Below are 11,176 nucleotides of genomic sequence, written 5' to 3' on the forward strand. Positions count from 1 at the left end.
GCGCAGCGGCCACGGTCACCGGCGCGGCAGCCACTGGCGCGGCAGCCACTGGTGCCGGCGCCGGCTTGCCAGCGCCGGCCGAGTCGGTCTTGCCCTCGATGGCATCGGTCAGCAGGCCTTCCAGGTCTTTCGGCAGCGCCGGCAGGCTGTCCGGCTCGGCGCCATTGTTCAGTTCGGCCAGCTGGTCGGCGACGAAGCCCGACGCCTGCAGCGCCGCTTCGATCGACAGCGGCGTGACCGGCGCGGCGCCGGTGCGCAGCGCGTCGAACAGGTTTTCGGTCAGGTGGCAGGCGGCGACCAGCGCCGGCAGGCCCATGAAGCCCGCGCCACCCTTGATGGTGTGGAACGAGCGGAAAACCGCGTTCAGAATTTCCTTGTTGTCCGGGTCACGTTCGAGCTCCAGCAGGTGCTCTTCCACGTTGACCGCCAGATCCATCGCCTCGACGACGAAATCCTTCAGCATATCGTCCATTAGAACCCCAGATCGGCAAGCAGGTCGTCAACACTATCCTGGCTCAGCGCCACCGTCGGAGCGGATGGGCCTTGCATCAGGGACACTTCTTTCTGGGCGATTTTCTCGCGGACGCCCTGTGGCGCATTGTCTTTCAGCAGCTGCGCCAGTTCCTGTTCCACGGTCTTGGTGATGATCACCACTTTCTTGATCAGCTGGCCGGTGATGTCCTGGAAGTCCTGCGCCATCATGATGTCCAGCAGGCGGGCTTTTTCCGCCTCGGTGGCGGCCGACACGGCCACCGCGAATTTCTGCGAGTCGCCGGCCAGCTGCTTGAACTGGTCCAGGCTCAGCTTGCCCGCGAACAGGTCGGCCCAGCGGTTTTCCATGTCCTTCGACTGCTTGGACAGCACATCCTGTTCCGGCATGCCCTCGTCCAGCGTGTTCAGCACCTTGTTGGCGGCCTGCTCGGTCAACGTGGCCACGTATTCGAGGCGGTCCTGGGCGTCGTTGATCTGGGTGGCGGCTTCGGTCAGCGCCTTGTCGTAGCCCAGTTCGCGCAGCGAGTCGTGCAGCAGACGCACGATGCCGCCCAGGCGTTCGAACATCACTTCCTTGCCGTCGCCCTCGTGGGCCTCACCGTCGGCGGCAGCGGGGGCCGGTGCGGTGGCTGGCGCCGGGGCTGGGGCGGCCACGACATCGGGCGGGCGGGCAGCGGCAACTTCCTCGAACAGGCTTTCCAAATCGTCTTCCGCAGCGGCCGCCGGGGCGGGCGCCGGTGCAGGAGCTGGCGCTGCTGCCGCGGCTTTGCTCTGAGCGGACACTTCCTCAAATAAGGCGTCGAAATCGTCAGCGGCGTTAGTCATAATTCCTGCTTCTCCATAATTTGTAAAATTGCTGCCCTAAACATGCTTTGATGACGCTCGGCAATATTAACGCAAGCGCGAGTGTAGCAGGGCGCAGCCAGATGATTCAATCCCGGCGCGTGGCCGCCTGCCCCGCCGCCCGGGTCCAAGCCTTGTTTACTGTTGTATTTGGAGATACTAACATCGGATGCAGGCACGCAGTGCGTCGTACGACACAAAAGTAGTGCTTGAGTGCAAAAAAAGGCGTAATAGTCAGTTAGGCGATACAGGGAAAAGCGGTTTCATTTGATAAACATCAAGTCTTTCCATAGTATCAATAATGTAAATCGGGACTACAATAAAACTGTAAGCTGGCTGAAAGAGGAGGTCTATCATGTACCGCAAAATCCTGATCACCACCGACGGTTCCGCCGTCTCCAGCAAGACCGCCTGCGCCGGCGTGCAGTTCGCCGAGCAGCTCGGCGCCGAGGTGCTGGTGCTGTTCGTCGCGCCCGAGTACCAGTACCCCATCTACGTCGAAATCATCCCGCCCAGCTACCCCAGCGAGGACGAATACCGCGCGGCCATGCGGCGCGCCGGCCGCGAGCATACCCAGGACGTGGTCGACTCCTGCGCCAGGCGCAATGTGCGCTGCGAAGCCATGACCGCCTTCCACGAAAGCGCGGCCGCCGAAATCGTCGACGTGGCGCAACAGCATGGCTGCGACCTGATCTTCATCGGCTCGCACGGCCGCAGCGGCTGGGGCCAGTTGCTGCTGGGCAGTGTAACCAACAAGGTGTTGCAACATACCAAAATCCCTGTGCTGGTGCACCGCCTGATCAAGGAGCCTGGCGGCAAATAAAGCGGTATTTCGTCGGCGTTTTATAGTAAGATCATAAGATTGATTCAATCGCAACAGTATTTACCATTAATCACTTGGAAGCGGCCATCTTATGATAAGAATAGTGATCGCGGACGACCATACCATCATGCGCGAGGGCCTCAAGCGCATCCTCGACGGCGCACCCGACGTCGACATCGTCGGCGAGGCCGTGGACGGCTTCGAAGTGCTGGGCCATGTGCGCCAGGGCGGCTTCGACCTGCTGCTGCTGGACCTGTCGATGCCGGGCCGCAGCGGGGTCGACCTGATCCGCCAGATCAAGGCCGAGGCGCCCAAGCTGGCGATCCTGATCCTGACCATGCACGAAGAGGAACAGTACGCGGTGCGCGCGATCCGCGCCGGCGCCCAGGGGTATCTGACCAAGGAAAGCGCCGGCACCCAGCTGGTCGGCGCGATCCGCAAGGTGGCCTCGGGCCGCCCGTATATCTCCACCGAGGTGGCCGAGCAGCTGGCGCTGAACATCATGATGCCGCACGAATCGCTGCTGCATAAACAGTTGTCGGACCGCGAATTCGAGGTGTTCTCGCTGCTGGTGGCCGGCAAGTCCATCACCGAGATCGCCAACAGCCTGCACCTGAGCGTGAAGACGGTCAGCACCCACAAGACCCGCATCATGCAGAAAATGGGCATGAGCTCGCTTTCGGAAATGGTGCAGTACGCGGTGGCGCACCGCCTGCTGTCGCCCTTCAAAACCTGATCCCGGCACGCGACGTAGGATAACTCCTACACGCATCCGCTTCGCTCCTACGGCCATATTCAGCCATTGCTGATATCTATCTTGCTGTCGTGTTGGCATACTGAAACCATACCGCACAGCACAGACGCGGAACCAGTCTGCCCACAGGAGAGATCATTATGCTGTCTACGCAAACCTCAGAAATTCGCCCGGCGACCACGACGCTGCAGTCGTCGTCGATGGAAGCCGGCCGCCAGCGTCAAGGGCGGCTGTGGTCGAACCTGAAGGAAGTCTGCGACCTGCTGCATATCCCGGCAGCCAGTTCCATCGCCAACGAGGAACTGCTGTTCCAGCACGTGCAGTTCAAGACCGGCCAGCGCATCCACACCATCGGCCAGCCGTTCGACACCCTGTACATCGTCAACTCCGGCTTCCTCAAAACCGTGCTGATCGACGAATACGGCAACGAGCAGGTGCTCAGCTTCCCGATGAAAAGCGACATGCTGGGCGTGGACGGCATCCACACCCGCCACTACTCGTCGGAGGCGGTGGCGCTGTCGGACTGCGACCTGATCCTGCTGCCGTTCAAGAAGCTGACCGCGCTCGGCCGCATCCACCTGGAACTGGAAAACATGATGTACGGCGTCATGAGCCGCGAGCTGGTGCGCGAGCAGGCGATGATCGGCATGCTGGGCGCGCTGAGCGCCGAGGCGCGTGTGGCGCGCTTCCTGGTGGCGCTGTCGGACCGCTTCGCGCAGATGGGCTATTCCAGCAAGCTGTTCAACCTGCGCATGACGCGCCACGAGATCGGCAGCTACCTGGGCCTGACGCTGGAAACCGTCAGCCGCACGCTGTCGGCGTTCAACGAGATCGGCCTGATCAGCGTCGACCAGCGCACCATCGGCATCAAGGATGTGGAAGCATTGAAAACTCTGCGGCGGCTGCCACCGTCGCGGACCCGCGGCAAGCCGGCCGGCAGGACCAAGGCCAGCGAAACCGCGCCGCCCAGCCAGTTGCTGGCGGCACTGTAGTACCTGCGGCTGATACCCGCAGCAGCGTTCCAGCAAGTGCAGCAAACCTCCCAGTAGTACCTCCGCATTACCCAGCCTTGGGCCCGGTCGATCGCCGGGCCGTTTTTTTTATTTTCTTATCACTGAAAAGGCTTGCATTCCGCCGCGCCTTCCACAATAATGAATGCAAATACGAATCATTCTTATTTATGGAGGATCTGACGATGATTACGACCACCCCTGCCCTGGCGCCCGCCCTCCCTGCCCGTGCCGTCGGCGCCGCCGCGCAGCCGGCCGTCCCGGTCAAGCGCGTCAGCAGCGCCGGCCTGATGGAAGGTGGCCGCGAGCTCGAAATCGACCATGGCGGCCGGATCTACCGCCTGCGCATCACCCAGCTGAACAAACTGATTTTGACCGCTTGACCGCCAGTGCGGCGAGTGCGATAACGGGGCGCCGCCGCGTCCCACTCTCCCCTCGAGTAGCCAGCCAGACCGCCAGCCCCACTCATCACCCACAGGAGCGTCTGATGGCCATCGAACACAGCAACCCGATCTTCCTCGCCCCCGCGCCGGGCGGCCACAATCCCGAACTGATGTTGTCCGCCGTGCTGCATCTGATGTCGCACTACACGGCCGGCAGCGACGATGCCGGTGGCTGCGTCAAGCTGGCGTCGGTGATCGAGCGCCACCTGAAGGCGCTGGCCAGCCTGCCCGACCTGGCGCCGGTGTTGAGCGCAACGTGCGCCCAACTGTCGGAACAATGGGCCAGCGAGGTCGAGCGCAACCTGCACGAGCAGGAAAAGACCAACTTCCTCAGCCGCATCATGGCGCGCGCGCGCACCGCGCCGTCGGTGGCCTGAACGGAGGACCTGGCAGATGTGCGAGAAACACGATCCGCTGGCGGCCATCATCGCCGCCGCCATGCCGCCGGCCGGCGCGCCCGCCGTGGCGCCGCGTGCGGCGGAACCAACCGTCAAACCGCAGGTGCTCAAGCCGGCGATACACAACGTCCTCGACGTGCTGGCCGGCCAGCCGGACGCGCCATCCTCGCGCCGCCGGCGCCTGTGGGAACTGGGCCATGCCTGCCACTGCCCGCTGGTGGGGGTCGGTTTCCCGCTGGGCGTGCTGCGCAAACTGGTCGACAAAGTCGCCAGCGGCAAGGTCGTGGCCGACGACTACGAAGTGCACGTCGGCGCGGTGACCGAATGTGGCAGCCGCAACCGCCTGTCGGAAGCGCTGCAGAAGGAACTGGAACGCCGCTACGCCGCCGTGCTGCTGCGCTTCCGCGGCGCCCGGACCACCGCGCAGGTGGCCGAGCTGTGGCGCGCCGCCGTCGCGGCCGGCGACGTTGCCGGCGCGTTCTGGGCCGGCCTCACGCATCCGCGCTGCACGCCCGAACTGGAAGAACAAATGTGCCGCGACCTGCACATGGTGCAACACCAGGCCGGCGCCTGCGTGCGGGCCGACCTGAGCAAATTCAACGCCACGCTTGAAGACAACAAGCGCCTGACGCACGAGCTGAACAAGGCGCAGCAGCGCAATGCCGCCCTCTTGACGGAAAAGAGCGCCGAAACCGAAAAACACGCGGCCCAGCTGATGCAGCTGCGCGCGCAACTGGTCGGCAAGGACAGCCTGATCGACTCACTGAAAGTCGAGCTCGAGCAGCTGCGCGACGCGGTTCCCGGCCTGGAATCGCGCGCCAGGCTGGCCGAGCGGCTGGCGCAGATGGAACAGCGCGACCGCGCCATGCGCAACCAGATCGCCGAGCTGAAAGTGGCACTGGCGCGCGCCGCCGACGCGCAGTCCGCACCGGTCGCGGTGGCGGAAGCATCCCAGCGCGAGGTGGTCGAACACATCGTCAAGATGCCCTTGCGGCTCACCGACCGCGCCGTGCTGTGCGTCGGCGGCCGCAACGGCAACGTCGCCAGCTATCGCGAACTGATCGAACGCGAAGGCGCGCAGTTCGCGCACCACGACGGCGGTCTCGAAGACAACGCCAACCGCCTGGAAGCGAGCCTGGCGGCGGCCGACCTGGTGATCTGCCAGACCGGCTGCATCAGCCACAGCGCGTACTGGCGCGTCAAAGACTATTGCAAGCGCACCGGCAAGCGTTGCGTCTTCATCGACAACCCCAGCATCTCCAGCCTGGCCCGCGGCCTCGAGCAAGCCAGCGCCTAATAGACGTCGCGGCGGTAGCGGCCGCTCGTGGCGAGGTGGTCCAGGGCGTCGCGGCCCAAGGCGGTCGCCAGGGCGGCGTCGACGCCGGCCGCCATGCCGTCGAGGCTGCCGCAGACGTAGATGGCGGCGCCATCGGCGATCCACGCGCGCAGCTGGACGGCCTGTTCGGCCAGACGGTCTTGTACGTAGCGGCGCTCGGCCTGGTCGCGCGAAAAGACCATGTCCAGCTGTTCCAGTACGCCGTCGCGCTGCCAGCCGTCGAGCTCGGCGCGGTAGTGATAGTCGTGGGCGGCATTACGCTCGCCGAACAGCAGCCAGTTGCGCTTTTGCCCCGCCAGTGCGCGGGCTTTCAGATGTCCGCGCAGGCCGGCGATGCCGCTGCCGTTGCCGATCAGGATCAGCGGGCGGCCGGCATTGTCTTCCAGCCGGAAGCGGCGGTGCTGGCGCAACCGCAGCTGCACGGTGGCGCCCGGTGCGGCCTGTTGTGTCAGCCAGCCGGAGGCGACGCCGTGGCTGCCGTCTTCGCGCGCCTGCAATCGCACCAGCAGGTGCACGCGGCCATCGGCCGGAATCGACGCAATCGAGTACTCGCGCGCATGCGCGGGGTCGGCCGGGGCGGCGATCTGCGCCAGGTCGCCCGATTGCCAGTCCGGCAGCGCAACGTCCAGCGGTTCCAGTTCAAGGTGATACACCGGCGCGCCGGCGCTGCCGGGATTCAGCAGCACGCGCTCGGCCAGACGCCAGTCGCCGAACGCGGGTGCGCTCCAGTCCGGCGCGTCGCTGGTACCGGCCAGATGGCTCAGCTGCTGGCGCCACGATCCGATCGCGTCGGCCGCGCTGCGGTCCACTTCCACGCGCGGAAACAGGCTTTGCGCGCCTTGCGCCTGCAGCCACTGATCGAGCGCGCGGCCGAAGCCGCAATATCGGCTGTACGAGCGGTCGCCCAGCGCCAGCACCGCGTAGTGCAGCTGCGGCAGCGCCAGCGAGCCGGTCATCAGCCGGCCGGCGAACGCGGCGGCGGCATCGGGCGCGTCGCCTTCGCCGTAGGTGCTGACCAGGAACAGCGCGCGCTCGGCGCGCCGCAGCTCGTCCGCGCTCAGATCGGACAATTCGCTCAACTGCGCCGGGATGCCGGCCAGTTTCAGCGTCGCCGCCGTCTGCTGCGCCAGTTCTTCGGCATTGCCGGTCTGGCTGGCGTAGGCGACGATCCAGCCGGGCTCGGCGCCCGCCTCGGCTTTGGCGCGCGCGGCGGCCAGACGCTTGCGGCGCGTGCGCAGATACGGCGCCAGGCACACCAGCGCGTAGCCCGCGCCCATGCCTGCCACCAGCATCCATCGGGTGGGGTCGTTGGTCCAGATCATTCGTCCAGCATGCCGCGTAAGTGGGAACTCAGATATTCGGTAAAGCCGCCGTCGGCCTGGCGCACGACGAAGCGCGCGGCCAGCCCCTGCAGCTCGGCCAGTCGCAGGCCATCGCTGGCGCCGAGCACGGTCAGGGCGGTGGACCAGGCATCGGCTGCCATGCATTGCGCGTGCACCACCGTCACCGACGCCAGGTCATTGGCGATCGGCATGCCGCTGCGCGGATCGATGGTGTGCGAATAGCGCTTGCCGTCCAGCGCGAAATAGCGGCGGTAGTCGCCCGAGGTGGCCACCGCCAGGCCGTGCAGCGCCAGCACCAGTTGGTCAGGAACGGCGGCGGCTGGCGCGGCATCGGCGACCTGCTCCAGCATCACCCACCACGGCTGCCCATCCGGCTTGACGCCCGCGCCGCGCAACTCGCCGCCCACCTCGACCAAGTGGTGCGCAAAGCCTTGCGCTTTCAGGTAATGCGACAGCCGGTCGACGCTGTAACCCTTGGCCACCGCCGACAGGTCCAGCTGCACGCCGCCGGGCTGGTAGGCGCGGCGGCCGTGGCGCTCCAGTTGCACCGGATGCGAAGCCAGCTGCGCGCGCGCGATGCCGATCTCGTCCATCGAGGGCGCGACAAAATCCGGCTGGTCGAAACGGCCCCAGGGACCGAAGCCCCACAGGTTGACCAGCGCGCCGGCACAGGGATCGTAAGCGCCGCCGGAGTCGCGCGCCACGCCCAGCGCAAACGACAGCACATCGAAGAAGGCCGGCGGCAACAGCTGCCAGCTGCCGGCCGCGGCGCGGTTGAAGCGCCCCAGGTCGGACTCGGCTTCCCAGTGGCTCATTTCGGCCACGATCAGGTCGAGCTGCTGCTGCAGGCCGTCCTGCAGGTGCGCGCAGCCCGCATCGGGCGCCGCCGCCAGCCGCACCGACCAGCTGGTGCCCATGCTGCGGCCGCCGAAGTCGCGCAATACGGCCCCGTCCGGCGCCGGGTCATCCGAAATGTCGTGAGGCAGGAGTACCCGGCGCATCGCAACCTTACTGCGGCAGGATTTCGACCACGGCCGAGTAGCTCAGGCGGCGCGGCACCATCTGCGGCGGCTGGCCTTCGACCCGCGCCACGTTCGGCCAGGCGGTGCTGACCATGTAGGCGCCGGCGGCCGGCAGCGTCAGCGTCAGCTCGCCCTTGTCGTTGGTGGTCTGACGGATCTCGCCCAGCGTGCCGCGATACTTGACGCCGCCCGGGGTCAGGCTCACGCCCTGGTTGGCGGCCGGCTTGCCGTCCACCAGGAAACGCCAGGTGGCCTGCTCGCCCGCGCGCAGCTCGGTCGGATGGGTGACCGGCACCATCTCCAGGCCGACGCCGGTCGGCTTGAACACGTTCAGGTCAGGCGTGCCGGTGGAGACGAAGGTTTCCAGACGGCTCTGCATGCGCGACACTTTCACCTCGGTGGCGTCGGCCGGCACCTCCTTGGACAGGGTCTCTTCGGTGGCGCGGAAGCGCTTGGTGTTGCCTTCCTTGTCCTTGTAGCTGCCCATCACATTGGCGCTGACCAGCGCCAGCTTGTAGGTGCCCGGCTTGGCCAGCTTGAGGTCGAAGGTGGTGCGGCGCTTGCCATTGCCGACGTTTTCAGGTTGCAGCGTGCTGCCGTCGGGCGCGGTGATCACCAGGCCGTCCAGCTTGAGCGTGAAGTCCGGGTCGAACAGGTTTTCAGCGACGGCGGCATCCACCGTCACCCAGGCCGTGCCGTCGCGGCCGGGCTCGACCTCGGTCGACGACGGCAACAGATACGGCTTGTGCGCCTGCGCGCTCAACGTGACCAACGACAGGCCGGCCAGCGCCAGCGCGATTAACGATTTTTTCATCTGATCTCCCCGCTGTTGTGCTTATGGCTTGGCCTGGACCACGACCGCGCCCAGTTCTTCCTTGCCCTGGCCCGTGCTGCTCTGCGCCGACTTCGGCGGCCACTGCAGCGGCACCTTGACCACCTCCCGGCCGCCGGCCTCGCGCGCGGCCTCCACCAGCACCGTGTACTGGCCGGCCGGCAGCTTGTCCAGCGTTGCTTTCGGAATGTTCAGCGTCATCTCGCCGGGTGCCTTGGTGGCGCCGGACACGCCGTCCATCGGCAGGGTCAGCTCGCGGCCGGTCTTGCGCCACCATTGACGCATATCCTTGAGCCACTTGGTGCCGGCGTTGTCGCGCTTCTTGGTGTCGTACAGCACCGCCAGATTGGCGACCACCTTCTGGTCGGCGTCCTCCACCCAGGCGGCGATGTAGGGGCGGTGGTACTCCGCCACGTTCAGCTGCGGCACATCGAGTTTCAGCGCCAGGTCGGCGGCCAGGGTGGAGGCACTGGCGAGCGGCAGGGTCAGCGCGAGGGAATAGCGTATTTTCATGGAGGTCCTGTGATTAGTGAATGAACAGTAAAGCGATAACGACGGGAATCAGCACACCCAGGCCCACCATGGGCCAGGTGAACGGCCGGTTAGCCGCGTGAAATTTCAGGATCAGCAGGCCGGTGACGCAAAACACCAGGCAGGCCACGGCAAAAATATCGATGAACCAGTTCCAGGCCGGGCCCGTGTTGCGGCCCTTGTGCACGTCGTTCAGCCAGGAAATCCAGCCGCGGTCGGTGTTTTCGAATTCGGTGGCGCCATCGTCCAGCGCGATGCGCACCCAGGCATCGCCGCCGGCCTTGGGCAGCGGCAGGTAGACCTCGTCCACGGCCCACTCGGCGTTGCGGCCGCCCGGCTGGATCTTGAAGCTATCGGCCAGCCACTGCTCTACCGGCGCCGGCAACGGTTCCCTGGCGCCGTCATGCCGCGCCGCGTAGGCACGCAGCGGCGCGGCCAGCGCGGCCGGCAACTGCGCCTGCATGCGGACGATGGTCGGCTTGGCCTCGATCTGCGCGGCATGGTTGAGCGTGATCCCGGTGATGCTGAACAAGAACATGCACAGCAAACACATCGCCGAGCTGACCCAATGCCACTGGTGCAGATGCTTGAGCCAGACGGCGCGGCTGGCATTGCGGGCGGGACTGGCGCTGTGTACGCTCACTGCACTTCCTCTGGTGAAAAAAACAAATGATAATGATTATCATTTGAATGGTCAACCAAAGCAGTGTGTCTGTTATGTAAAGTTACGCACAGTGTGCTGCGGCGGGCGGGGCTAAGGTGGGGCCAATCATCCGTTTATCATGGAGGCGCATCATGCCGCTCTATTCGCAAGACCAGATCAACACCATCGCCGCCAAGATCAAGGACATCCGTTTCGGCATGTTCACCACCATGGACGACGGTCGTACGCTGACCAGCCGGCCGCTGACCATGCAGCGCATCGACAACGAAGGCAATATGTGGTTCTTCACCTCGGACGAGGCGCCGTTCATCTACGACGTGCAGCGGCATGCCGACGTCAACGTCAGCTTTGCGCGGCCGGACGACCAGCTGTACTTATCGGTGACGGGACAGGCGTATTTCGTCAAGGACCGCGCCAAGGCGCGCGAGCTGTGGCATCCGAGCGTCCGGGCCTGGTTCCCGGGCGGCCTGGACGACCCGCACCTGGCGATGATACGGGTGAAAATCCAGAGCGCCGAATACTGGGACGCCAAGGCCAGCCGAATGAGGCAGCTGATGCAGCTGGCCAAGGCGGCGGTGACCGGCCGCTCCCCGGTCGACATCGGCCAGCACACCACCGTCTGCCTGTAAAAATCCGGGGTCAGTTCTGCCAATCGCACACGGGCTCTACCGTAGCGGCCGCTACG

Annotated in this window: 14 protein-coding genes; 7 read left to right on the forward strand and 7 right to left on the reverse strand. The window is 65.5% G+C overall.

Annotation, left to right across the window (positions count from 1 at the left end; all coding sequences use genetic code 11):
• Together E4L98_RS20715 and E4L98_RS20720 are read right to left on the reverse strand one after the other, a co-directional pair.
• Positions 1 to 472, reverse strand: a 472-nt coding sequence (locus tag E4L98_RS20715; RefSeq protein ID WP_205746792.1) for an Hpt domain-containing protein, incomplete at its 3' end; no start/stop codon positions are given.
• The gene (locus E4L98_RS20720; RefSeq protein ID WP_135203437.1) at positions 472 to 1,317 is read right to left on the reverse strand and encodes a protein phosphatase CheZ; all 846 of its coding nucleotides are present in this window, start codon (positions 1,315 to 1,317) and stop codon (positions 472 to 474) included. The genes E4L98_RS20715 and E4L98_RS20720, both read right to left, overlap by 1 nt.
• A 373-nt stretch (positions 1,318 to 1,690) precedes the next feature.
• Here E4L98_RS20720 and E4L98_RS20725 point away from each other — a divergent pair, with 373 nt between their 5' ends.
• The 6 genes from E4L98_RS20725 (at position 1,691) to E4L98_RS20750 (ending at position 6,060) form a co-directional block, all read left to right on the forward strand.
• A complete protein-coding gene (locus tag E4L98_RS20725; protein WP_135203438.1) occupies positions 1,691 to 2,158 on the forward strand; it encodes a universal stress protein in 468 nt (155 codons plus the stop codon).
• A 91-nt stretch (positions 2,159 to 2,249) separates the two neighbouring features.
• The gene (locus tag E4L98_RS20730; RefSeq protein ID WP_135203439.1) at positions 2,250 to 2,894 is read left to right on the forward strand and encodes a response regulator; all 645 of its coding nucleotides are present in this window, start codon (positions 2,250 to 2,252) and stop codon (positions 2,892 to 2,894) included.
• Positions 2,895 to 3,112: 218 nt separating this feature from the next.
• Entirely contained in the window at positions 3,113 to 3,904 is a 792-nt protein-coding gene (locus tag E4L98_RS20735) for a Crp/Fnr family transcriptional regulator (RefSeq protein ID WP_135203449.1), read from the forward strand.
• 203 nt (positions 3,905 to 4,107) lie between these two features.
• Positions 4,108 to 4,305: a hemin uptake protein HemP gene (gene hemP, locus E4L98_RS20740; RefSeq protein ID WP_135203440.1), complete on the forward strand. Its 198-nt coding sequence runs from the start codon at positions 4,108 to 4,110 to the stop codon at positions 4,303 to 4,305.
• A gap of 104 nt (positions 4,306 to 4,409) precedes the next feature.
• Positions 4,410 to 4,742, forward strand: coding sequence for a hypothetical protein (locus tag E4L98_RS20745; RefSeq protein ID WP_135203441.1), 333 nt, complete (start codon positions 4,410 to 4,412; stop codon positions 4,740 to 4,742).
• 16 nt (positions 4,743 to 4,758) lie between these two features.
• A complete protein-coding gene (locus E4L98_RS20750; protein WP_135203442.1) occupies positions 4,759 to 6,060 on the forward strand; it encodes a DUF2325 domain-containing protein in 1,302 nt (433 codons plus the stop codon).
• Here E4L98_RS20750 and E4L98_RS20755 read toward each other — a convergent pair.
• The 5 genes from E4L98_RS20755 to E4L98_RS20775 are packed head-to-tail and all read right to left on the reverse strand — an operon-like array spanning position 6,057 to position 10,470.
• Positions 6,057 to 7,421, reverse strand: a complete 1,365-nt coding sequence (locus E4L98_RS20755) for a sulfite reductase subunit alpha (RefSeq protein ID WP_135203443.1) — start codon at positions 7,419 to 7,421, stop codon at positions 6,057 to 6,059. The genes E4L98_RS20750 and E4L98_RS20755 overlap by 4 nt on opposite strands.
• On the reverse strand, positions 7,418 to 8,443 hold the full coding sequence (locus tag E4L98_RS20760) for an FAD:protein FMN transferase (protein WP_135203444.1): 1,026 nt from the start codon (positions 8,441 to 8,443) through the stop codon (positions 7,418 to 7,420). Before E4L98_RS20760 ends, E4L98_RS20755 begins: the two co-directional genes overlap by 4 nt.
• 7 nt (positions 8,444 to 8,450) lie before the next feature.
• Entirely contained in the window at positions 8,451 to 9,278 is an 828-nt protein-coding gene (locus E4L98_RS20765) for a DUF4198 domain-containing protein (protein WP_135203445.1), read from the reverse strand.
• A 21-nt stretch (positions 9,279 to 9,299) separates the two neighbouring features.
• Positions 9,300 to 9,809 carry a DUF2271 domain-containing protein gene (locus E4L98_RS20770; protein WP_135203446.1) on the reverse strand — a complete coding sequence of 170 codons (510 nt, stop codon included), beginning with the start codon at positions 9,807 to 9,809 and terminating at the stop codon, positions 9,300 to 9,302.
• Positions 9,810 to 9,822: 13 nt separating this feature from the next.
• On the reverse strand, positions 9,823 to 10,470 hold the full coding sequence (locus tag E4L98_RS20775; protein ID WP_135203447.1) for a PepSY-associated TM helix domain-containing protein: 648 nt from the start codon (positions 10,468 to 10,470) through the stop codon (positions 9,823 to 9,825).
• Positions 10,471 to 10,622: 152 nt separating this feature from the next.
• On the opposite strand from E4L98_RS20775, the gene E4L98_RS20780 reads away from it, so the two are divergent.
• Positions 10,623 to 11,120, forward strand: coding sequence for a pyridoxamine 5'-phosphate oxidase family protein (locus E4L98_RS20780; RefSeq protein WP_135203448.1), 498 nt, complete (start codon positions 10,623 to 10,625; stop codon positions 11,118 to 11,120).
• Positions 11,121 to 11,176: the final 56 nt, after the last annotated feature.

Source organism: Duganella callida, from assembly GCF_004614165.1.
In the GTDB taxonomy this organism is placed as follows: domain Bacteria; phylum Pseudomonadota; class Gammaproteobacteria; order Burkholderiales; family Burkholderiaceae_D; genus Rugamonas; species Rugamonas callida.